Origin of the sequence: Treponema bryantii (genome assembly GCF_900111035.1) — a bacterium.
Taxonomy (GTDB): Bacteria; Spirochaetota; Spirochaetia; order Treponematales; family Treponemataceae; genus Treponema_D; species Treponema_D bryantii_C.
The window spans coordinates 297551-322405 of sequence record NZ_FOFU01000001.1 but is presented as its reverse complement, the minus strand read 5'-3'; the positions used below and the strand labels follow the sequence as shown (position 1 = coordinate 322405).

At 37.8% G+C, this 24855-nt stretch carries 18 protein-coding genes; 6 read left to right on the top strand and 12 right to left on the bottom strand.

Features of this window, described 5'->3' with window-relative positions; all coding sequences use genetic code 11:
- Positions 1 to 18: 18 nt before the first annotated feature.
- From mutS to BMY21_RS01420, 4 genes are all read right to left on the bottom strand, one after another.
- Positions 19 to 2640 carry a DNA mismatch repair protein MutS gene (mutS, locus tag BMY21_RS01435; protein ID WP_074640210.1) on the bottom strand — a complete coding sequence of 874 codons (2622 nt, stop codon included), beginning with the start codon at positions 2638 to 2640 and terminating at the stop codon, positions 19 to 21.
- Between the two features lie 24 nt (positions 2641 to 2664).
- Complete coding sequence (locus BMY21_RS01430; protein WP_074640208.1) at positions 2665 to 3189, bottom strand: OmpH/Skp family outer membrane protein; 525 nt, start codon at positions 3187 to 3189, stop codon at positions 2665 to 2667.
- Between the two features lie 64 nt (positions 3190 to 3253).
- Complete coding sequence (gene bamA, locus BMY21_RS01425; RefSeq protein WP_074640207.1) at positions 3254 to 5653, bottom strand: outer membrane protein assembly factor BamA; 2400 nt, start codon at positions 5651 to 5653, stop codon at positions 3254 to 3256.
- 21 nt (positions 5654 to 5674) lie between these two features.
- Positions 5675 to 10018: a translocation/assembly module TamB domain-containing protein gene (locus tag BMY21_RS01420; protein ID WP_218141019.1), complete on the bottom strand. Its 4344-nt coding sequence runs from the start codon at positions 10016 to 10018 to the stop codon at positions 5675 to 5677.
- A gap of 84 nt (positions 10019 to 10102) precedes the next feature.
- Between BMY21_RS01420 and tmk the strand changes: the two genes are divergently transcribed.
- The 6 genes from tmk to BMY21_RS01390 all read left to right on the top strand — a co-directional run bounded on the left by tmk (position 10103) and on the right by BMY21_RS01390 (position 15795).
- Complete coding sequence (tmk, locus tag BMY21_RS01415) at positions 10103 to 10723, top strand: dTMP kinase (protein WP_074640203.1); 621 nt, start codon at positions 10103 to 10105, stop codon at positions 10721 to 10723.
- A gap of 171 nt (positions 10724 to 10894) precedes the next feature.
- Positions 10895 to 11509 (top strand): DUF8513 domain-containing protein, encoded by a 615-nt coding sequence (locus BMY21_RS01410; RefSeq protein ID WP_074640201.1) that lies wholly within the window; start codon positions 10895 to 10897, stop codon positions 11507 to 11509.
- 12 nt (positions 11510 to 11521) lie between these two features.
- A complete protein-coding gene (locus BMY21_RS01405) occupies positions 11522 to 12643 on the top strand; it encodes a 3-dehydroquinate synthase (RefSeq protein ID WP_074640199.1) in 1122 nt (373 codons plus the stop codon).
- Between the two features lie 96 nt (positions 12644 to 12739).
- Complete coding sequence (locus BMY21_RS01400; protein ID WP_074640197.1) at positions 12740 to 13885, top strand: cysteine desulfurase family protein; 1146 nt, start codon at positions 12740 to 12742, stop codon at positions 13883 to 13885.
- Between the two features lie 148 nt (positions 13886 to 14033).
- Entirely contained in the window at positions 14034 to 14447 is a 414-nt protein-coding gene (locus BMY21_RS01395) for a PUR family DNA/RNA-binding protein (protein ID WP_074640195.1), read from the top strand.
- Complete coding sequence (locus BMY21_RS01390) at positions 14440 to 15795, top strand: MATE family efflux transporter (RefSeq protein ID WP_074640193.1); 1356 nt, start codon at positions 14440 to 14442, stop codon at positions 15793 to 15795. The genes BMY21_RS01395 and BMY21_RS01390 overlap by 8 nt, the downstream gene beginning before the upstream one ends.
- Here the strand turns inward: BMY21_RS01390 and rnhB are convergent.
- From rnhB to BMY21_RS01350, 8 genes are all read right to left on the bottom strand, one after another.
- Positions 15785 to 16345 (bottom strand): ribonuclease HII, encoded by a 561-nt coding sequence (gene rnhB / locus BMY21_RS01385; protein ID WP_074640191.1) that lies wholly within the window; start codon positions 16343 to 16345, stop codon positions 15785 to 15787. The two genes, BMY21_RS01390 and rnhB, sit on opposite strands and share 11 nt — an antisense overlap.
- Before the next feature lie 3 nt (positions 16346 to 16348).
- The gene (locus BMY21_RS01380) at positions 16349 to 18463 is read right to left on the bottom strand and encodes a hypothetical protein (protein WP_074640189.1); all 2115 of its coding nucleotides are present in this window, start codon (positions 18461 to 18463) and stop codon (positions 16349 to 16351) included.
- A 24-nt stretch (positions 18464 to 18487) separates the two neighbouring features.
- Complete coding sequence (locus BMY21_RS01375; RefSeq protein WP_074640187.1) at positions 18488 to 19105, bottom strand: phosphoribosyltransferase; 618 nt, start codon at positions 19103 to 19105, stop codon at positions 18488 to 18490.
- Between the two features lie 38 nt (positions 19106 to 19143).
- Positions 19144 to 19818, bottom strand: coding sequence for an ABC transporter permease (locus BMY21_RS01370; protein ID WP_074640185.1), 675 nt, complete (start codon positions 19816 to 19818; stop codon positions 19144 to 19146).
- A 64-nt stretch (positions 19819 to 19882) separates the two neighbouring features.
- Complete coding sequence (locus tag BMY21_RS01365; protein ID WP_074640183.1) at positions 19883 to 20875, bottom strand: ABC transporter substrate-binding protein; 993 nt, start codon at positions 20873 to 20875, stop codon at positions 19883 to 19885.
- A complete protein-coding gene (locus BMY21_RS01360; protein ID WP_074640181.1) occupies positions 20872 to 23454 on the bottom strand; it encodes an ATP-dependent Clp protease ATP-binding subunit in 2583 nt (860 codons plus the stop codon). Before BMY21_RS01360 ends, BMY21_RS01365 begins: the two co-directional genes overlap by 4 nt.
- The gene (locus BMY21_RS01355) at positions 23435 to 24565 is read right to left on the bottom strand and encodes an ATP--guanido phosphotransferase (RefSeq protein ID WP_074640179.1); all 1131 of its coding nucleotides are present in this window, start codon (positions 24563 to 24565) and stop codon (positions 23435 to 23437) included. The genes BMY21_RS01360 and BMY21_RS01355 overlap by 20 nt, the downstream gene beginning before the upstream one ends.
- Entirely contained in the window at positions 24534 to 24848 is a 315-nt protein-coding gene (locus BMY21_RS01350; protein ID WP_074640177.1) for a UvrB/UvrC motif-containing protein, read from the bottom strand. The genes BMY21_RS01355 and BMY21_RS01350 overlap by 32 nt, the downstream gene beginning before the upstream one ends.
- Positions 24849 to 24855: the final 7 nt, after the last annotated feature.

The following is a 24855-nucleotide window of genomic DNA, read 5'->3' as shown; positions in this document are numbered from 1 at the left end:
AAATCTTCTTAAAAAATCTTAGAGACCTGAAAGAGCTTTTTTCCAGCGTGCTATTGCCTGTAGGGCGTTCAGTGGAGTCAGATTATCAGTATCAGTAGAAAGAATCTCTGAAATAATAATTTCTTCATCACTAAAAAGACCTGGAGTTGAAGGCATCTGTGGAGCAGACTGAGATTCTTTTTTAGCCGGAATATCATCCAGAAGAATCGGATTATCAGAAGCAAGAGCCTGAATATGAGCCAGAATAGTATTAGCTCGTTCTATAACACTCTGAGGAATACCCGCAAGTTTTGCTACATGAATACCATATGAGTTTTCAGTAACACCTTCTTTTACCTTGCGAAGGAATACAACAGAACCATTCTGCTCAAGCACATCCATGCAAAGCATTTTAAGCCGAGGATGTTCCATTCGGGAAAGTTCATGATAGTGAGTTGCGAAGAAAGTTTTACAACCGATTGTATCAAGCAGATATTCGGAAACCGCTCTTGCGATTGCAAGTCCGTCTTCTGTAGAAGTACCACGCCCTACTTCATCCATAATAACAAGAGAACGTGAAGTAGCTGCATGAAGAATATTTGCAGTTTCAGTCATTTCAACAAGGAAGGTTGATTCTCCCTTTGCAAGATTATCTGAAGCACCTACACGACAGAAAATACGGTCTACAATTCCAAGCCTTGCAGACTTTGCAGGAACATAGGAACCAGTCTGTGCAAGCAGCGCAATCAAGGCATTTTGTCTAAGATAAGTACTCTTACCAGCCATGTTAGGACCAGTAATTAAAGCAAATGCCGGTACAGCTGAAGATTCTTTTTCTTCTGCAGAAAGGAAAGCATCATTAGGTACAAACTCACCTGTAGGAAGATGATTTTCAACAACAGGATGACGGCCATCTTTAATCTCAAAATGAGAAGAATCTTCCATTTCTGGTCTTACCCAGTTATGTTCAATTGCGGCCTGCGCAAAAGAACAGGCTGCATCAGTATTTGCAATTTCATCTGCAATCTGTAAAAGATATGGAATATATTTTGCAAGAGTTGTTCTGACTTCAACAAAAAGATCACGTTCAAGCTCAAGTATTTTTGTAGAAGATTCATTAAGCTCCTGTTCGAGCTGCTGCAGGCGTTCTGTAGTATAACGGTCTCCATTTACAAGAGCCCGTCTCATAATAAAATGCGCCGGAACACTGCCCAATTTTCCCTTGCTGACTTCTATAAAGTAGCCTGCAGCATTAGTATATTTTACGCGTAAAGTTGGAATACCAGTTTTTTCTTTTTCTTCAGCTTCATATTCACTAAGAATCTGATTGAAATTATCATGTACACTACGCCAATGATCCAGTTCTTCAGACCATCCCGCCTTAATGATTCCACCGTCTGTAAGAGAAGTTGACGGATCATCAAGAATAGCATTTTCTATAAGCCCACAGATTGTTTTTGAATTATCATCATCAATAAAAGAAAAATCATATTCACCAAGATATTCTTTAGTACGGCTCCATGCTTCAAGACTTGTCCTTAAAGCCTGCAAATCTTTAGCATGAGCACGTTCCATAGCAATACGGCCTGCAAGACGTTCTACATCCAGAATACCAGACAAATCATTTTTTACTTTATCAAGTAATGTTCTGTTATCAACAAAACTTGCAACCTTAGTTTGACGGTCTTCTATCTGACGAAGGTTTGTAAGCGGGAATAAAAGCCAGTTACGAAGCAGACGCCCACCCATTGCAGTTTTTGTAAAATCAACACATTCAATAAGAGTGTATTGAGAAGAACCATCACGCATATTAGAAACGACTTCCAGATTTCGTCTGGAAGAATCGTCCATAATAAGAAATTCGCTGTCACAGTAAATGCGTATTGAACTTACATGAGGAAGCGTTGTATTAGTTGTTTTTTCAAGATAGTCTAAAAGGAAGCCTGCAGGTACAACCTCAGGGCTATCTGCTTCAAGTCCAAATGCTTTGAGATTTGCAGTCTTAAATTGTGCAGTTAATTTTTTGAAAGAAAGATCTGCAGAAAAATCCCAGTCAGGATAATAAGAAACAGAAATTGTTCCATAACCTTCAAGAATACTTTTTACAACTTCATTATTTTTTAGAGAGACAGGAAGTAAAAGTTCGCGTGGAGCAGCTCTATTCAGTTCCTTTCCAAAGAACTCAGCCATTTTTGAAGCTGGCCATGAAGTTGCCCGGAATGAAGAAGTAGTTACATCGATAAAGGCAAAACCTGCTTTTCCTTTTGTAATTGAAAGTGCTGCCAGATAGTTTGCACGACTTCCATCCAGATATTCGGCTTCAACAGCAGTACCCGGAGTGATTATTTCTACTACCTTACGTTCTGCAATTCCCTTTCCACCCTTGGGAATTTCGCCAACCTGCTCACAAATTACAATTTTCTTTCCGAGCCGTAAGAGACGTGCAATATATATTTTTGCTGCGTGATATGGAATTCCACACATCGGCTGATTAGCCCTGTGTGTAAGTGTTAAATTCAAAAGACGCGATACTTCTACCGCATCCTCATTAAACATTTCATAAAAATCACCGAGGCGGAAAAAAACTACCTCGGTTTTATACTTTTCTTTTATTCCCCGATACTGAATCATCATCGGGGTGAGATTCTCTTCGTCAGCCATTTCCCTTCAGCCCTGGCCCTTATCCTAAAGTCCCAGCTCTTGAATCACCTGATTAGTGATATCTACTGAAGAAGAATACCACAGAATCGCATTAGACTCCTGCAGACTCAAAATCATACTGTAGCTTCCACTCTCTGCTATTTTAGCGAGAGTGTTGTATAATTTTTTATAAAACTCATCAGAGTTCTGAAGAGTTTTCTGCATAGACTCAAGCTCAACGTTTTTAGCGTTTGTATATTCTGTGAGATAATCAGTTTTCTTAGTAATTTCAGCTTCTGTTTTTAAAGCCATTGAATCATTGCCGGCATTTTCATAATCAAGCTTTTTCTGCTGAAGCTTTTTAATCTGCTCAACCTGCTTATTAATTTCTTCCTGAAATTCAGCCTTCTTTTTTTCATAGTTTCTGATTGGAGCGGAATTTCTGAAGTAAGCATTATAAACCTTTGCGGTATCTACAACTCCAAATTTTGTAATCTGCTGAGAAAAAGCAGGAAGGCTGAATAGTGTGAGAATACAAAATGTTATTAATATTTTCAGATGTTTTTTCATTTTAATGTTCCTTAATAACGGTGGTTTCGATAGGCTCAACCACCATTTTATTTTATAACAAATATTAATAGTTCACAATATTAAATGAGAGTACAAAATTGAATGGAGTATCAGCAAATTTTGGCTTTCCATCTTCAATTCTATATCTCCATGCAAACATAAGATGCAATGGTAACTGTGGAATAAGTACTCGAATGCCAGGACCGTAACTGAAGTAGAAATCTTCAATACCAAGACTTCCCATATCAGAAAGCTTAGATTTTACAGCAGCTGCATCCCAGAAGCCGTCTACACCAATAATTCCAGGAACTACAGGAACACGAAGTTCAACTCTGTTTGAAAGCATTGCAAGACCACGAGCTTCTTTGTATATATCACTCCAGCCACGACCATTAAGAAGACCATCAACATAAATAGCATTTTTAGTATTAATTCCATTTTCAACAGGAATAATTGCAGAGAAGCCTGTATAAGCTGCAAATACCATCTTAAAGTTCCAGTTATCTGTAACAGGAATATCGAACAGCTTAAAGTAACCTTCAAGTTTTGTATCAGATCTTAAGTAGAATTCTTTTTCAAGGCCTGGAATAAGTCCATGCCATGTAAAGCGCTGACTTGCAAACCAGCCTTTTGACGGATCATAGTTTATGTCACGATTATCAACTGAGAAACTTCCATAAATTGAGTTTGAAATTCCCCAGCGGTTTGCATAAGAAGAAATTGCAGCCTCAACAGGTACATTGATTGATTCATCAAATATATTTTTCTGTAAAGATGAAGAAATACCACCAGCAAGAGTCAAAATTGCATAATCTGGAGTCCATCTTCTTGAAAGGCCAGAACTCAAAGTAATACTCCAGTCATTATAATCCATATAATAGTTATTCTGAATCAACTGAAGATTAGGAGTCCAGAAGTTTTTGAGACCTGTGGGTCTTGAATGACTGAAAGAAAGAGCTGCATTAAATGCAATAGGATATTTTCCAATCCAGTTCTGTGAATAAGCAAGATCAATAGACTGCTCATTAGGAGAAAGAGTAGTACCAGCAGAAACTGTACGACCTTCACCAAAAAGGTTTGAATTTTCAACCTTTGCAAATAATGAAATAGGAAGGAAAGATTCTGACGCTTCTGTTGCACCTGAGAAAGTAATACCAAAATTTACAGAAGAGGTTGACTGTTCTTCAACAGAGAAAATCAAATCAACAAGATTTCCTTCTGTACCCTGCTGAACTTCAGGAACAATGTTCGAGAAGTAACGAAGGTTCATCAGATTTCTTAAACCATTAATGATTTTATCATTAGAGAATGTATCACCAGCTGTAATTGGAATTTCACGTTTGATTACGAACTCTTTTGTTTTATTGTTTCCTTTGATTATAATGTTTTCTATATGGCTACGTGAATGTTCTTTGATTGTAAGATCGTAAGAGATTTCATGTCTATCAGAATCCTTTACAGGTACCGGATAGAATTCATTCATCATATATCCGTTTTCGTGATAAACATTTGTAATAGCAGCAACATCTTCCTGGAATTTTGTTGCATTATAAATCTGGCCTTCCTTAAGTTTTTTCTGCTTAAGAAGTTCTTTTTCTGTAAATACTTCATTTCCAGAAATTCTAAGGCCTGCATAAGTATACTGAGCACCTTCCTGGATCATAAACAGAATTGTAAGTTCATCTCTCTGTTTTTCTTCATTGAAGGCTGTATCAATTTTTACATCAAGAATGTTAGCATCAGCATAACCACGTTCCTGATAATATTTAATGATTGTCTGTTTATCCTGCTCAAGTGTTGAAGACTGATATGCACCGTCCTTAAAAAGACCAACTTCCTTCAAAGCAAGTTTTCTCTTAAGAGCACGGCTTGAAGCAATTGAGTTACCAGTAAACTTAATTTCACGAATTACAGAACTGCTTCCTTCAGAAATCTCAAAACTAACTACAATTCCATCCTCAGTTTTTTCAGTTTTGTGAGAAACATAAGATGCATTAAAGCCCTTCTTAAGATAATAGTTACGGATAATTCTTTCATCTATAAGGACTTTTGATTCAATAAAAATATCGCTTGTTTTATTTTTAATTTGTTCGCGGAGTTCACCATTTCTAATTTTATGGTTACCAACAAAATTGATGGATTTAATAACAGGACGTTCTACAACTTCAAAAACAAGAAGAACATCTGAACTGTCATTTGAAGCATGTTTTGCATAAGGAGTTATATCTTCAAAGAATTCAAGACTATATAAACGATCAAGAAGTTCATTATATGTTTCATCTGTAAAAGGTGAATTTATAAATGAACTTGTAATACCATTCAAATCTGATTTTTTTACGTTTTTCAGACCATTAAAATCAATCTTTGAAATTGGTTGATTCCAGAACCATTCATCACTCTGTGCCGAAAGTGCAAACAAGGAAACAAAAGATAAGAAAAGAATTGCTATAACTTTTCGATACATTAAAAACTCCTACTTCTCACATCAATATGCAAATTTCCATGACAGCGTAACTGATGCAGAAGGAACAAATTGATTTTTTAATAAAGCATTAATATCAGGAGACATATTTACACGTATATTTGCAAATGGTGACTCCAGTTCCATACCAAACTCTGGCTGGAACAGCATTTTACCTGCAGCATTAATATCATTTACATTACCGTCTTCAAATGAAAGATGAAGCATGGCATCAACATATAATGAACTGCCGAGGTATTTACCTATATAAACAGTCGTATTATCAAGAAAGTTACCAATAGAAATATTTTCTTTCGAAGAATTTCTTGAAATACTCAGGTTATAAGTATTCTGCAATACATTTGTTCGTAAAGAGAATATATCAAAATTTAGCAAATCCCGCAACTTGTTTTCTGCCTGACGTACCAGAGTAGTCTGTAATGCATAATCAGAAGCGGCAAACAGGAAGTCTCCTGCAGAATTTGAATCAGCAAGAGCAATCTGTCCAAGAAGAGCTCGGATTTCATTTTCAGATTTAGCAGGAATTGAAGTAAAACGCGGTTCCATATTCTGTATAGTCTGATTATCAACGTCCATTACAATTCTAACAGTCTGCCCCTTTTCATCCTTTTCACGGGTTTCTGCAGTAACTGTAAGTGTAGGATTTCCAATATCTTCATCTTCAAACCTGATAGAACCTGACTTTATATAGAAGCTTCTATTCAGATAAGCAAGATCTCCTGATTTAAATTTAAGATCACCTTCAATTCTATATACATCCTCAGGCTGATTTACAATTACCTTCATTGTTGTATTAGGTACAAACACACATCTGATAATTGGATCCAGACGAACAGAAGCATGCGTACCAAGTGTAATATCCAGGTTTGTAATTACCTGCATTTCTTCCGGTGATACTTCTCCACCAGAAAGATTGAATATTGGAAGAATAAGTTCTGCATTTTCTCCTGAAATACCACCATTAACTTCCATTACATTATTTTCTAAATACAAATCAAGGTCCAAAGTGACATTTCCAATCAGAGTAAATACATCAGTTTTCATATTTAAAGGAAGCAGATCATTCTTATAAGAATTAAGCTCTCCTTCCATATGGTCTAAGTCCCATTTATTCATGTATATAGTAAGACCTGCTAGTAATCTCTGGTTATTTTTTATTGTCAGAATTGTATCAGGAATCTGAATTTCATTACTTATGATATTGAATCTGATTTCCGGAGCATTCAACTTCTGTTTAAAGAACATCGGAAGTTTTGCAACAGGTTCCTGAATGTGTGCCCAGCCGTTTAATTCAGGATCATCAAGAGTGCCTGTTACAACAATATCTCCTGTAAGAATTCCATTATCTGCAATCAAAACATCTTCCATATTCAGATAAGAAAATGCTTTTGGAAGATTTACATAAACATCATAGAGTTCAAGATTTGCGACCTTCATATCTACAATTCCATCCATCTTTGCAGACATAAAGTTTTTATTATCAAGGTTCAGTTCAAGAAGTCCATCTTTTGTATAAGTACCATAAAGACCACAATTATCTGATGAAAATATAGAGAAAACATCATTTGCATAAAGAACTGAAAAAGAAAGCGGGAATGGCTTTTTAATAAACGTTCCACCGAAACTTGGAGTAGATAAAGTTACTGTAAGTGTATCCGGTAAGAAACTTCCTTCAGGGACAATTGCATTTCCTGCCGTTAAAACCAGAGGTGCATACATATTTCTGTCTACCATATCATAGAAGAACTCACCAGTTGCATCCAGAGTCATATCTGTAAGGGAAGCAGTAGCCTGGATATTTGAGAAGTCCATTCCATCATAATTAATATGCAAATCTGAAATTGTAAGGTCTCTGTCTTCAAGAACGATATTTCCGCTTCCAGTAAGTAAATCTGCAGCAACAAGCACAGAAAGTGCATCAACATTTAATGAGATATAAGGATGTTCTATAGTTCCAGAAGTAAACAGCATTCCAGTCAGTAAATTATTATCGTTTGTCTGCTGAATATAACGACCAAGGCTTAAATTTTTAAGCTGAATCTGAAAATTCATATAAATAGATTTCAACAGAGTGTCTTTTGACATTGGAAGATGTTCTGGATTAGAAAAACTTCCATCCATAATAATCATTTCATCCGTTACAGGATTATGAAGATTTATTCCAATTCCAACGGAATCAAAAATATTTTCATTAATATTCAATATTGCATCTGCAGTTCCTTCCAGAACTGAATAGAAATCAGAATAAGCGATTGTATCTATTCGTGCACCGTATTTTGTTACATTTCCTGAAAGAACGACTTTTGGATTAACACTTAAATTTCCGCTTGCAATTTCAAGTTCAAGCTGAGAAATCTGCACCGACGGTCCGTTTTCATTATCAAAAGAGAAACTTGAATCTGTTGAAAAAATAATTGATTTATCAAACAGTTTTACAGGAAGACTTTTTAAAGAAAAGATTCCGTCAAAAGCATTTTTTTCGCGGAACTTCATCTGAATTTCTGTTCCATAGTCGCCGGTTATAGTTATAACTTCCGGCATGATTGAACCGGAAAAATGATATGGAATAGAATCTATATTAAAATCTGCCGTAAAGAACTTATCTGATGAATCCGGAGCGCTATCCAATGATGCAGAAGCTTCCATTGCATATTTACCCATAATAAGGGAAAGCTGATTTAACTGGATGCTGGAATCAGTTCCATTCATAGCAAACATAAGCGCCTGGTTATCAGACTTTGCATTTGCAAGAAGTACATACGGAATATTATATGAGAAGGTTTTCAAATCTGTAGACGCATACATATCTCCAGACAGAAGATATGTTTCAAGGTTAGGCTGCATCGATTCTACAGTCTTTGCATTTTCCTCTGACAGGAATTGAGCTGCAAGAGCGGCAATACTATCCAGATAAAGGCTGGATAATGTAATATTTGACTGGAAATAACTTGAAGCATTCAGATAACTTCCATCAACTCGAAGTTTTCCAGGTTCAATTTCTTCCAGATGCGAATAATCAGAAACCTCAAAGGTAAAATCATATGAATCTGATTGAGGAAGCACTGTAAACTGAAGTGCTGCTAATGAACGGCTTCCTATAAAAAGCTGTGGAGAAAAGGCCATAAAACCTTTTTTAAGCGGATCAAAATAAACTTCTGTTGATATAACGTTTCCGTTTGGCAGCTTATATTCCGGTAATTCAATAGAACCAGAAATCTGCTTTGTTTCATAGACCATTGAAAGTTTGGCCGAGGCAGTACAGTTCTCACCATTCATTGAAAACTTTGAAAGCTCTGCCTTCTTTTCATTGCCATAGAATGAAAAAGCAATATTTACCCCACCCGGAAAAACGGCTGGAGGCACAAAGGCTGAGGTATCCGTATTAAAATTTAAGGTATGGTCATTTATATTACATTTAACGATAGTATCAGTAGTCAGAGAAAAATCCCTGAATTTCTTTAATTCAACCTGTTTAGAACTGATAGTCAGCAGAGAAAGCGGTTTAAGTTTATCCAGACGAAGCTGTGCATTAACATCACCGGTGTTTGTATCATAAAATGCACCAAAAGAAATTGGATTAACTGCCTGAATTGTATGCATTTCCATTGTACCACCGGTATAGGAAGCATGAAAATTCAGTTTATTTAAGCGGAAATCCCCGTCTGTAAAATCCCGAAGCTTCAAATTTACCTGAGATCCATCAAAATTATCTGTAATTGAACCTGAAACTGAGACTTTTCCTGAAATATTTCTGTTTATTGCCGTTACAAAAGCATTCAAAACAGCTTCAGACTGAATTTCAATTGTATTTTTTCGCAAAGAATTATTTACAGCAAGATTTTTGAGATTTATAAGCGTGCTGACATTTTCATCATTATATTCCAGATTTATGTTTTTAAGTTTTATGTTTTCTGGAATTATTTTTTTGATTTCCGCAAGCCCCTGAGATGTGCCACCTTTTTTATTGAAGCGCTCAGTAAGTTTTATAAGTTCATCTACATCAAGATTTATTCCGTCAATTACTACACTGGAAATACCTTTCTGAAAATTCTTTTTGAAGATATTTAGAAGACTATAAGTGACTCTGGTTTTATTTACTGTAAGCAATTGAGCTCCGTCATCATCAAATACGCGGATATTATGTATATAAAAATTTGAAAGAAGAGATGGAGAAAGCCTTTCATAAGAAATACTAAGTCCAGTCTGCTCGTGGAGCATTGTTGTAAAACTGTAAATTCTGTCATTAACGCCGTTAGTAATGAGCCTTTTGATTGGAGCAGAAATCAGCAGAGCTGTAAGAACGAGAAGAATCATAATGTAACTGCGGACACGGCCGTTTTTATACAATGAGCCCATTTTAACTTATCTATTATATCGGAATTTTTGATTATAATATAGTATAAAAACAAACAACCCTTTATAATGAAAGTTATGATATTAAAGAATTTTATTGTTTTTGAAGGAATTGACGGGGCTGGCACCTCGACTCAGATAAAAAAGCTTGTAGAACGCGGAAATAGTTGTTGTGAAGATCGTTTTGTTGCCACAGCAGAACCAACTACAGGCGAAACCGGCCGTTTTTTACGCCGTATGCTTGGCGGTGAGTTCAGTGTTGATGAAAAAACAAACGCTTACCTGTTTGCCGCAGACCGCTGTGAACATATTTTCGGTAAAGATGGCGTAAAAGAACTCTGTGACAGCGGCAAAATTGTCGTAAGCGACAGATATTTTTTCTCAAGCATGGCATATCAGTCGGTTTCATGTGGGGATGAGTTACCAAAACTTTTGAATTCAACTTTTCCATTACCGGAAATCCTATTTTACTTTGAAATAAATCCTGAAATCTCGCTGGGACGTGTAAATGCACGTGGCGAAAGTAAAGAAATCTACGAAACTATAGAAAAACAGAAAGCTATTGCAGCTCAGTATGAAAAAGTGATTTCTGAATATGAAAAAACTGCCGGCGAAACTGGAATAAAAATAGTTCGTATAAACGCCGCAGATACAATTGAAAATATATCTGAAGAAATTTGGAAAATAATTAATAATTAATTAACGAAGCCGCTCCTGAAAAATGGCGGAGTGGGAAAACATCTTAATTGCTGAAATCTTACAGAAAAAACAGGCTCCCGTGGTAAAATCCCTCATGCTGCGGCGAGCTAGTTTTTTTTCTGTATATTTCTGATTATTAAACATTTTCCCAATACTTCCGATAATAAAAACGTGAAAAAGCGTATATTTTCAATCATTCTGATTATCACAATTATTTTCATTCACTGCTCACCTGCTTTTGCCTACATGGTAAAATTCAAGGAAGACTGGTATAAGCTTTATCACGTTCATTATCAGCAGTATCCTGATGACTGCATTGAAAATATCTACTGGCTGGAAAAGGCTGCTCAGGCAGACTTCTGTAATCCTCAGTTTACCGACGCAAAAATCACAACTGAAAAAGAATGGGAAAAATACAGATATCTTTTCCAGATGCATATCAATCTGAAGCTTATAGAACAGCACCTCCGACTTGGACGAACATACGACAAAAAGTGCATTTATTTCTACGATGCACCATGGAAAGACGAATATCTTCGCAATATGGAAAAAGCGCTCAGCTGCTATAAGGCAGGACTATATTACTGGCAGGAAGCAAAGGTCTGGTGCGAAAAAGCTAATGCAGCCTCTTTCAATTTTATGTTCATCACAGCAAAACAGAACTGGGAAGATGAGCGCGAACATATTGCAGAAGGCAAGCTTGATTACGAAAAAATGCTCAATCGTGAAATAGATCGTCTGGAAAAAAACATAAAAGAACTTAACGAAATGGATAAAAAATACTAGAATAGGCTCATTATGAGTCAAAACAGTTTTAAAATTTCTTATCCAGCCCTTCATGCAGGTACAAACAAATCTCTTATCAAATTCATTTCTGGAACTCCAGATTTAGCAGCACTCTTTTTCGAAGGCGAAGAAGCACAGGAAACACGCCGCCGTTTTTTTGTAACTGATGCCACAGTTGCAAGTCTTGAGTGCATGCAGTCTTTTATTTCAAAATTTGATGATGGCGTTTGCGGCAAAGACTGTCTCTTAATTCTTGGCTCAGGTGAACCATATAAAACTATTGAAAGCGTATTGAATATTGTACGCGCAGCTTTTGATGCTAATTTTACCCGTAAAGATATTTTCATCGGTATCGGTGGCGGTGTAATCTGTGACTTAACAGCTTTCGCTGCATCAATTTACAAACGCGGAACTTCCGTTCAGTTTGTTCCTACTACCCTTCTTGCTATGGTAGATGCATCAATCGGTGGTAAGACTGGCTGTGATTTTGAAAATTACAAAAACATAATCGGAACATTCTTCCCGGCGACAAAACTTTTCTACTTCCCGGAGTTTGTTCAGTATCTCCCAGAAAATCAGTATAACTCAGGTCTTGCAGAAGCATTTAAAACTGCTCTTCTTTTTGACAAAGAACTTTATGATATGTTTAAGAATGATGCTGATAAAATCAATTCACGAGACAGCAAAACGCTTGAGAAAATCATTCATAAATGCGTAAAGGCAAAAGGAAGTATTGTTGAACAGGATTTTACAGAACAGGGAATTCGTGCATATCTCAATCTTGGACATACTTTTGGTCACGCTCTGGAAACTGTTGCCGGGCTTGGCTCAATTACTCATGGAGCGGCTGTTGCCTGGGGAATCGGCCGAGCTGTTGAACTTGCTTACAAAAAAGAATACTGCATGCAGGCATTCCGTGATGAAGTTTTTGGAATCCTCAAAGCGTATAAATGGTACACAGAGTCCGTACCATCATTTGTAAAAGGTGGTGGCTTTAGTGAACGACTTATTACAATTATGCGCACAGACAAGAAAAACCTTTCAGAAAAAATCAGATTGATTATCTGCAAGGCAGTTACAGAAATTCAGATTGAAGAAGTTGATGAAAAACTTATAGCTTCAGTACTTAAATAAGCCTAAAATCGAAGAACCGTTAAAAACAAAGCGCGATAGCGGTTTGTTTAGGTTCATCGAAAGAATGGCTCAGAGCGAGATTAATCGAGCGATATTATGGACAAAGAACATTATTTTGACTGGGCTGCAACAAGCCCTGCGGATGAAGATATTTTAAGAGAATCTCTTGAAGAAACTTTACAGTTCTGGGGAAACCCTTCCAGTACTCACGAGGTTGGAAAAAAAGCCCGCGAAGTTTTTGAAGCTGCACGTACCTGTGCAGCAGCAGCTCTTGGAGTAAAACCAGAAACCGTTTATTTTACTTCAGGCGGAACAGAAAGTGATCAGATTCCCCTTCTTTCAGTTTTAACAAAACCAATGAAAGGAACTGTGCTTGTAAGTTCAATCGAACATCCTGCAATCCGTGAACAGTCAGAAGCATTGAAAAACTGCGGCTGGAAAGTTATTCAGATTCCAGCTGATTCTGATGGTATCATCCAGCCGGAAACCGTAGCAGGACTTATCACAAGCGATACAGTTCTTATCTGTATTATGGCAGTAAACAACGAAACTGGTGTTATCCAGCCGATTTACAAAATTGCAGATGCAATAACAAAAGCTTGCGAAGGAAAACGACGTCCAAAGTTCCATGTAGACTGCGTTCAGGCAGCAGGCAAAATCAATCTGAATCTTTCATACAAGGGAATAGACAGCGCAGCCCTGAGCTCACATAAAATCTGCGGCCCACGCGGAATTGGTATTCTTTACATGAAAGATGCCTGTGAACCGTTCTTACGTGGCGGCGGTCAGGAAAAAGGAATTCGAAGCGGAACAGAAAATGTTTTTGGTGCAGTAGCTTTTTCAAAATGTCTTGAGCGATATTACAACAAGGCAAAAGCTTCTGACGCAGATCGCACAAACTCTTTTGTTGAAAAACTTGCAGCTCTTCCCGGTTGTACCGTTGTTCCTCCAAGCCGCTTAGAAAAGAAGGAGTTGTTCTCTCCTTATGTTGTACAGGCAGCCTTCAAAAATATTCCCGGCAATGTAATGTTAAGAGCTCTGGACTCAAAAGGTTTTTCAATTTCCACAGGAAGTGCCTGCTCTGCAAAGAAAAACAAGCGTCCTGTCCTCGAAGCAATGCACGTAGAAGCTAAGCTCCGTGAAAATGCAGTCCGTTTCAGTTTTGGACCTCATACTACAGACAAGGCTGTGGAAGAATTACTAACAGCAGTTACAGAAATTAACGGACAATTTAACCGCTAGATCTATTTGCAATTTCTTTAACTTTGTGGTAAATTACAAGAAATCGCACTAAATGCGACACATGTCATAAAATTACAAGGGAAGGTTCTTTACGTTTGTTTTTAAGGGCTCTCCCCTTTTAGATTTTTTTATTTTAAGGAGTTTTATTATGGGAGCACGTGGAGAACTTTTCACAACACAAATCTATCTCGAGAATCGTTCATATTTTTTCAATGTAAAAGAAAACCGTACAGGTGATGTATTTCTGCAGATTGTAGAAAGCAAGAACCGTGATGGAGTTGAAGCAGATCGTCATCAGATTGCAATTTTTGCAGAAGATATGCAGAAGTTCCTTCAGGGCCTCGAAAAATCTCTTGATTACGTTGAGAAAGACAGAAAACAGCGTCAGAAGGCAGCTAAAGAAAAAAGAGCGGAAAAAGATGCTAAATATGGTGCTGGTAAAAAAGTTTACCGCGTAAAATCAGAAAAAGGCGAAAAAGCTGAAAAGCGTGCCGACGATGGAATTAAAAGAACAGGAAAAGTAATTCACATCGTAAGTAAAAAATCTACTGATAATGAATAACGAAGCAAAAGCATTTTATAAAGATTTACGAAACGTCGTCCAGCCAATGGCGATTCAGAATCTTATTTCCGCAGCCGTAAACTCTGCCGATGTAATCATGCTTGGTTACATTGGACAAACGGCTATCGCAGCGTCTTCCTTAGCCGGAAACGTTGCGTTTATTCTTTTTATGATTTCCACAGGACTTTCATCAGGGCTTGTTATGCTTGGAGCACAGTACTGGGGAAAGAAAGATACCGAATCAATAAAAACCCTTCTTGGAATTGGGCTTAGAATCTGCTGTACTGTAGAAATCATAGTTGCCCTTATTGCCGCCTTTTATCCTCGTATCCTTATGCTGATATTTACACAGGATGAAACACTCATTACTGAAGGCTGTAAATATCTCAGGGCAGCAAGTTTTTCTTATGTCTGCCTTTCTTTTTCTCAGATGTTCCAGGCAGGATTTAAAAGTATTGAACGTGTAAAAATCGTAACAATCACTTCAACAACAAGTCTCTTTTTGAACATCGGCTTAAATGCAGTTTTCATTTTTGGACTTTTCGGAGTTCCTAAAATGGGAATTACAGGAGTTGGTATTGCGACCTCTATTGCCCGCTTTATCGAAATGGTAATCTGCTTTATTTATGCAGGCCGTCAGAAAGATGTTCGATTTTCTATTACCTGTATATTCCGAAGAAATGCAGTCCTCACAAGAGATTTCTTCCGTTACTCATTGCCTGCTGTAGGAAACGAGCTTGTATGGGGTGCAGCATTTGCTATGTACTCTGTGATTATGGGACATCTTGGAGAAGATATTGTTGCAGCAAACTCAGTTGTAAACACTGTACGTCAGCTTGGTTCTGTCCTTTGTTTTGGTATGGCTTATGGTGGAGCAATCGTACTTGGAAAATATATGGGTGCCGGCGATATGGATGTAGCAGAACGCAACGCAAGCCGCCTTGCCAGAGTAACAATTCTTTCTGGTGTGCTTGGAGCTGTACTTCTGCTTTGTCTCTACCCTGTTCTGCCGTTTATTGCAGATCTTAACGAAACTGCCACTCATTACAGAAACGTTCTTCTTTTCATCAATGCAGTTTCTTTAATCGGTGCTTCAATCAATACGGTTTTGATTTGTGGTATTTTCCGTGCCGGTGGTGATTCAAAGTTCGGCTTTGTTGCAGACAGTATAAACATGTGGGCAGTTTCGGTTCCACTTGGTTTGATTGCAGCCTTTGTTCTTAAACTTCCACCGCTCTGGGTGTACTTTGTTTTGTATCTTGATGAGTTTGAAAAGATGCCTTTTGTAATCAGACATTACTTTAAGAAAGGCTGGTTACGTAATATTACGCGCGACCTCAATACTTAAATGTAAGTCTCTGGATCGGTGATGGTCCAATCTTATGACAGATTTCCCGATGCGCTTTTGTAGGATACCCTTTGTGTTTTGCATAACCGTACTCGGGATATATTTTGTCCATTTCAAGCATTAAGCGGTCACGGCAGGTTTTAGCAAGAATACTTGCCGCCATTACGCAGGGATATTTTCCGTCGGCCTTAGGCTCGCAGCAGCATTCAATCGGCACATCCGGGCAGCGGGTGCCATCGGTGATTCCGGAAATTTCTTCCAGCTTCAACTCCGGCGATTTCTTCAGCATATCTTCAAACGCAAGTTTCATTGCGAACATACTTGCTTCAAGAATATTTATTTCGTCAATTTTTTTATGATCAACCAGGGCAATTCCCCAGAAGGCTTTTTCTTTGATTACAGATTCAGCCGCCGCACGTTTTTTTTCTGAAAGTTTTTTAGAGTCGTTTAAGATTTCAACTGGAAAGTCATCCGGGAGAATCACAGCGGCGGCGCACACGGGTCCTGCTAAAGGACCTCTGCCCGCCTCATCAAAACCTACATATAACACAGACTAAAATCCCTGTACGGAATTCTTTTCTTCCGTAAGTTTAGTAGCTTTGTTTACATAAAGAGGAACAGTCTTGCTGGTAGTATTTACAAGATTTGCCTTGAACTTATTTTCCTTAAAACTTGCAGTAACTCCAAACAATTCTGCAATACGTCCATTACCACCAGTTACCATAAACTCATTATTCTGAGCAGCTATATTTCCACCATTAGCAGAAATAACAACACTGGTATCAGCATTAGTATTGATAGACGATTTCTTTATTGAAATACGTGATTTAACTGCAGAAATAAATGAAGCATAAGATACTGCATTTGCAGCAGCAATTGTATCAGAAATGTTTATAATTGAATTGCTTGCATCAATTACAGTTCCGTTTCTTGCAAATTCAGTTCCTATGATGCAGTCCTTCATAGTAAGTACAGAATTTTCCAGTTTAATTAGTGGAACAATTGATTTCTTAGTGAGTTCAGCAACATTTGTAATTCTACAATCAGAAAGTTCTAAGGTAGATGCTTTTACAACAAGAGAACCATCAGGACCAAATTTAAGTCTTGCATCGCCGCCATTTATAATTTCAAAATTTGCAGATACATTGTATGCTTCGTTAATTCTCATTTCACCTTTTACATTAAGCTTAACAACGCGCTGCTTTAACAACGGTTCTGCTAATTGCTTAAAATCTGTAAAAGGATGCTTGTAGGTACCATCTGCACCTTCAGGGATTCCCGATGCATCAAAATAATAATTTGACTGATCAATAACAACAGCAAACTCAATCGGGCTGCTGGCATTATCATCAATTTTTGAATAAGCTGCAACTTTATAATAAACAGGATTCAATCCATTTTGTGCCCATCTTAAACTGAAACTATCACCCTTAACTTTTTTATAAGCACCAAGTGTAACGGTCTTAAATATAGGATCATCTGGAGTATAGGAAATTTCAGTTTCCTCTAAGTTCAGAGGTTCGCTCAATGCAATATATAAATCAGAACCTTTAGCACCACTAATTTTGATATCTACAACTCCGCGGGAAACAAAGCCCTCTGCATTAGTTTTAATAACTGGAATTTGCGGAGCTCTGCGGTTGATATTGTATGAAACAGAAATCTTCCCCTGATAAACAGAATTTGCAAAAACTCCAAGAATCAGATTTCCAGAAACTGCATCACCGTAAAAAGCATCAATACCAACATTCTGAAAAAGTTCAGAATAAGTTCCGTCCGAATTCATTATGCTTAATGCATAAGAATCATCTCCGCGCAATGAATATACAATCGTTCCATCATCAGCTTCGTTCCTTATAATTTCCGGCTTAGGAGGAAGTACAAAGAACTCAATAGGATTTCCTGCATCGTATTCAAGCGGCTGCCATGAGATCATATGACTGACAGAACGATCCAGTTTTACAGGTTCTGTTGGAAGTCCCCAGTATTCTGAATCAATTTTATAAATCTGATCAATATCTGTAAAAGTAATTGTATCCCAGTCAGAAATCTCAAAAGGCACATCACGGCGACTGTATACACCAGCAGATTGCGGGAAAGTTTTAATAATAAATCTGTATTTTACATCTCGTTCTTTATCCAGAATTGTACAAGGAATATAACGGGATAGTACGCAACTTGGAGAAAGACGCAGAGTACGCGCAGCCATGAAATTTTCAGGAAGATTTGTATCTGAAGAAAGTCCCAGATAAAACATAAAATCAGAAGGAATTTCAAGTTCACTTCCAGAACTGTAATTTAAAATTCCTCCATCAAAGAAAGTCTGAACAAAATCTTTATAGGAAGTACCTGAACCATTGTCAGACTTTACTTTATAAGAAACAGAATATTTTTCTTTTTTACCTTCCGGTGTAATTCTTGTAACATTTACCTGAATATCACCGTCAACATCCAGAAGCACCGGTCCATCATAAGCAAAACCGAATGTTTCTGGATCTGCACCGTCTACTGAATAAAAAAAGTCTCCGCCATCTGAATTATCAATTACAAGCATCTGCCTGTTTGCCCATGTTCCTTCAACAGGAGACAAAAGCTTAATTTCAGCCCAAAGTGGCAAACCAAAAGAAGCAACAAAACTGATAAAGCAAAACTGCAAAAACTTTTTCATTTTATTCAAAGCTAACTCCAAAAGCTAAGATTCAAGGAAAGGTCCAAGAATATCGCGAAGCTCAGGATCCTGAGAATAATAATTCTTCTCAAGTTCTTCTTTTGAAAGTCCAACAAGCTCGTGGCTCATATAATGAATCCAGCGGTTTTCATCTGGTGTATTGATTACAAACTTACGGCAGAAATAATCCGGCTGAATTGGAAGCTGTTCTTTCTGATAAGTAAAATACTTATAATCATGAACAACAACTTTGATATCTTCACGTGGCATACCGCGACTGTTGATAAGAGTCTCAACCAGTGAATTGATTGTACGTCCAGAATCAAAAATATCATCAACTAAAAGAATCTTATCTCCCGGACGGAGATTCTCTGGAGGATAAGTCCAGCCATCAATAAAAACTTTTGTGTGCTGAGCAACATCTGAATATGAACGTGCTACTACTCCTGCGTACAAAACAGGATGAAATTTCTCTCTCTTACTGATAATTTTAAAATACTCACTGATAACGTTTGCCATGTAAGCGCCGCCACGAAGTGAACAGTAAATTACATCTGGAATAAAACCATCTTTATAGATTTTATGAGCCAGTTTAAGCGCATCGTTTCTGACAACGTCATACGGTAAAAATTCTTTAATCATTCTAAAACCTCAAAAATAACACCTTGTATATCATTAAATTATAATGCTTTTTGGAGTTTTTTACTACTGATTTTTTTAATGCCCCACTGGCATAAAGAACTGAAAATAATCAATGCACAGGTTATTGCAAGGACATCGGCTGTTTCCAGATGTACCTGAGCTTTTTGCATAAGAGTTCCTGTTGCATAGCGAGGTACACTTAAAACTTCACCGGCAGCAACGACCTTCCAGCATAAGCCGAATACAGATTCTGCTCCTGCAATAATTGAAGGACTTGCCGAAGGTAATCTGATATATCTGAATGCCTTAAAGCCGGTAAAACCATAACAACCGGCCTTAAAAAGTTTTTCCATATTTTCAGGATTTTTTTCAAAACCTTTTTCGCAGGCAGTTATCATTACAGGAAGTGACATTAAGACTCCAGCAACAACAGGAACCATTCCAGATTTAAACCAGAATAATGTGATTAAGATAAAGGTAACAACTGGAGTTATACGAATAACTGCAAGTGGAAACTTCAGAAAAGATTTAAAGGCTGGAAAATCTGCTGCTAAAAGCCCGGCAAAAAATCCTATTACTAAAGAAATAATGAAGGCATATAAAACACGCAGAAAAGTAAATAAAAAACTTTTCCAAAAAACAACAGTTCCGGTAAGCTCAAAAAGTCTTAGCAGAACTGTATGCGGATATGGAAGAATAAGCGGAGCCTTCATAAAAAAGGCGACCGCATACCATAGAATTAGAAGTATAATTGGAGATAAGATTTGACTAAGGATTTTATTTTGTTTTTTGTCCATAGTAAAAGTTTTTATCCGGAAGCTTTCCACCAATAGATGTCTTATCACACTTCAGGAAAATTGAAAGCATTTCTTCAATCTGTTTCTTTGCTTTATCAGCAGGAATGTAAACATAATTTGAAACAGGAATTGCTTTTGTTACTATACCTGCCGCAAGTCCAAGTTCTGCTTTTTCAGTAAGTTTACCAGCTTCAGCAGGATTTGCAATTGTCCAGGAAACAGATTTTTCATATTCATAAAGGAAGGCTTCAAAAAGTTCTTTATTCTCTTTTGCAAAATCTGCCCGGACTACCATTACAGAAAGCGGATAAATTTCTTTTGAACCGCTTAACTCAAGATATTCTTTTTGAAGATCTAAAGCTGCTTTTACACTGTCGGATTTTATCTGTGCGATTGTAGCAAATGGCTCTGGAACTACAGCATATTCAATTTTTCCAGAAATCATCTGAGCTGCAATCTGTGCTGTCGGAATAGAAAAATCCAGCTTTACGTCTGCAGTTTTTCCATCACTTGAATAAGAGAGTTTGTTTTCATCCAGAATGTAACGGAACATATATTCAGGAGTTGCTCCCTGACCTGCTACATAAACAGTTTTTTTCTTTAAATCTGTAAAACGCTTAATCTCTGTGTTTGTAGTTATAAGGCTCAGATTTCCTTTACCTGTAACTGCACACAAAAGCAAAGCTTTGTTTCCAGAATTATAAACTTTAGCTGCAACATTCACAGGCATAAAACCGATATCTACTTCTTTTTTAATTAACTTTGGAAGTAAAGCCTGTGGGTCGGCAAACTTTTCAAAACTAAGGTCAGCTGATTTTTCGCCGGCAGTTACAGTCTTATTGTTTTCAATCATGTATGCGGCCGGTATACAGGTTGGTCCATTTAAGACGCCTACATGAATTACTGACTCATCAGCAAATAAGCTGATTGCACTGAAGATTACCGAAGTAATCAACAATCCGATTTTTTTCATATTCTCTCCTTCACTGCAACTACAGGAACTTTGTCTTCTGTTTTTTCCAGATGAACTTTGATTTTTCCTGAATTGCATTCTATTGTTACTGTATTATAATCTTTTCCGGCATTAGAGAGAAGTTCCATAGAAAGAGGATCTTCTATCTCCTTTCGGATGAGTCTCTTCATTGGACGAGCACCCATTGCAGGATTATAGCCGTTTTCAATAAGGTATTCCTTAGCTTTTGGCTTAAGGCTGATTGTAAGACCTTTTTCTGCAAGGCGTTCACCAAGTTCTGCAAGCTGTATATCGAGAATCTTAGAAACTTCTTTCTTTGAAAGTGCATCAAATACAATAACGTCATCAATACGGTTTATGAGTTCAGGACTTAAAAGTTTTTTAAGCTCATTCATTGCACCCGCTTTGATTTCTTCGTACGGCATAACTCCGTCCAGAGTTCCAAAGCCAACACGACCTTCATTTGTAATCTGACGGGCACCAGCATTACTTGTCATAATGATTACAGTATTGCGGAAGTTTACAGTGTGGCCGAGATTATCCGAAAGCTCACCTTCTTCAAGAAGCTGCAAAAGCAGATTGAAGATATCTGGATGTGCTTTTTCGATTTCATCGAGCAATACAACTGAATATGGATGACGGCGAACTTTTTCTGTAAGCACACCACCCTCTTCGTAACCAACGTATCCAGGAGGTGCTCCAACAAGGCGGCTCGCAGTATGCTTTTCCATATAGTCAGACATATCAATTCTGATTAACGAATCTTCGCTTCCAAAAAGATATTTAGCAAGAGCCTTAGCAAGCTGAGTTTTACCGACACCTGTAGGTCCAAGGAAAATAAAACTACCGACCGGATGTTTTGGAGAAGATATACCGGCACGTGCGCGACGGATTGCACCGCTGATTACACTTACGGCACTGTTCTGTCCAATTACAGTATTGTGAAGTTCATCTTCCATGTGAACGATACGCTCAGCTTCTGATGAAGAAAGACGCTCGACAGGAACACCTGTCATCTCACTGATAATATGTTCTACATCAGAAACTGTAACACGCTTTGTACCAGTGCTTCCGTTTTTCTTCCAGAGATCTGTATATACATTCAGACGACGTTTGAGATCAATAACTTTATCTCGTACAAGAGCAGCACTTTCATAATCCTGATTTTTTACAAGTGAAGTCTTTTCTTCTATCAATTGACTGATATTCTGTTCAAGTTCAGCAAGTTCAGCTGGACGTGCTTCTTCCTGAATTTTTTTAGCAGCTCCAGCTTCATCAAGAATATCAATAGCCTTATCTGGCAAAACCTTCTCAGGAATATAGCGGCGGCTAAGCTTTACAATTGCAGGAACAACAGCATCATCATAAACTACCCTATGGTAGTTTTCATATTTTGTTTTAATGCCATTAAGAATCTCTTCTGTTTCCTGATCTCCCGGTTCTTCAACCTTAACAACCTGGAAACGGCGTTCAAGTGCAAGATCCTTTTCAATATGACGGGTATATTCTTTTGTTGTAGTTGCACCAATAATCTGAATCTCACCGCGTGAAAGAGCCGGTTTCATGATGTTTGAAGCATCCATTGTTCCTTCCGGACCACCAGCTCCAATAATTGTGTGAAGTTCATCGATAAAGAGGATGATGTCCTTATTATCCTGAAGCTCCTTCATCATCTTTTTCATGCGCTCTTCAAACTCACCGCGGTACTTAGTACCTGCAACAATTGCAGCAAGATCAAGCGATAAAATACGTTTATTCAAAAGGCCTTCCGGAACTTTTCCTGCGGCAATGTGCTGAGCGAGTCCTTCTACAATTGCAGTTTTTCCAACGCCTGGTTCTCCAGTAAGAACAGGATTATTTTTAGTTCGGCGAGAAAGAATCTGAATTACGCGATGGATTTCCTTATCGCGTCCAACAACAGGATCATCTTTATTTTCGCGTGCAAGTTTAGTAAGGTCGCGGCTGTATTCTGCAAGGAATGACTGCTTCTGTCCGGCATTAGATTTATCAATTGGCTGCTTTCTTTCTGATTTTTTTTCATCAAAAACACCAAAAAGCCCGCCACCGGCATCGTCATTTAAGAGACTTCTGAAAACAGAATCAACAAGACTCTCTGCATCCTTCTGTCGGATTGAAGAACCGACATCTGCCTGAAGTTCCATCATAGTAAATCGGGCATCCATAATTGTGTAGCCTTCATCTGCAAAGAACTTTGCAGTAACACTACCTTCATCACGAATAGCTGCAAGCAGAAGATGTTCAGTACCAATATAATTATTATGTAAAGCAGAAGATTCAATATCTGCTATATCAATCAAAAACTGATAACGACGACTCTTTGGAATTGAGTCGAGAGTTGGATTCCGGATATCATCACGGAAAAAAGTTTCAATTGCAGTTTCGAGCTTAGATGAATCAAGGCCCAGCTCTGAAATTGCAGAATATCCAAGACCTTCCTTTGATTTCAAAATTGCGAGAACAACATGCTCTGGTAAAAGTTGTGTGCTTCCGATTTTTCTGGCTTCATCCTGTGCCAGTACCATCAAGATTTTTTTTGCTCTAGGAGACAGGTTTTTCATTAACGATTCCCTCAAAGGCCTGCTGAATTACAATTGTCCTGAGTCTTTTTATCTGCAAAGCACTGCTGGCCTTAATATCCTCTTCAAAGGTAAAGGCAAAATTGTCGCAAAGGTATTTGAGATGACCATCCTTAACACGGTAATAAAGTCCGTTCAGTTCGGTCTCCGTAATTCCCTTTACAAGCTTGAGCTGAAGCCCCCATTTAACGGCAGATATAATACTTACTGCTTCTTCATACGAAAGCAGCAGTGAATACATTGCACGGGCATAGCTTTGCTTAAAAAAATTCAAGACTACTGTAGGATTATTATCGGCAAAATTTGACCGAATCTTGCGTTCCTTTTTTAAAATAACGCTTGCAATCGAGTGAATTCCGGCCATCTGGTCGAGTTCAGTTCCTTCTGCGCAGCTGGTAGTTGTAATATCAAAAAGGCAGTTTGAAAAATCAGCCAGCTGTTCACTCTTAAAAACTGGCTTTATAGACATTTTTTTTGAATGTACAAGGCTCACAATAGATTCAAACTGACCGGAAAGCACTATAGACGGCAGAAAAACCCGTACACTGAACTTTAAGCCGGTTCCACAGTCCTTAATCTGACTTGTAAGGTATCCAAAATCAATACTTGCTGCAAACTGGAGCTTTTCCTGAAGAAATTCGTCTGTTTTATAGACCTTTTCCATTGCTTTTTCACAGTCCAGTCCTGAAACAAACGATGATACTTTTATATGATCTATACCATTTACAAGACAACTGGAACTTTCATCACCATAATTGATTACCGCAGCTCCGCATTCTTCATCAAGAATATTTTTATCCTGTAAAATCTGTTTTCCGGGCTCCGAAATCTGAGACATATCAATAAAACGCCAGTTTTCAGCACCAGAAAAGGCATCATAAACTAAAGATTGAACACGTGCTTTATCATCTGCGCTCATTTTTGAAGGGAAAGGAAAATCTGCAAGATTTCTGGAAATTCGAGCCCTTGTAGAAATAACTACATCATCATATTTTCCAGGCATTGAAAACCAGACATTTTCACCGGCAGTACCAGCTGCACTGCCCGTTTTTTTCTCTGAATTACTGTTGTCCGTCTTTGATTTCCGTGCCATGATTCAAAACCTTTAGATAATCGCGATATAAAGCAGCCTTTTCGTAATCTTCTGCTGCTACAGCTTCTTCAAGCTTAATCTGCATTGTCATGCGGTCAACTAGTGTAGAACGGTAGCCCTTCAGGCGTTTTGGCAGAGAGCCCTTATACTCTCCTGAAATTCCGTAAGTTTCAAGAGTCGCACGGAATTCCTCTGCAAAGGTGTAATAACACTCTGCACAGCCAATTCTTTGAGACTTTACGATCTGATCAAAGGTGCATCCGCACACCGAACAACACTTCATAACGCCC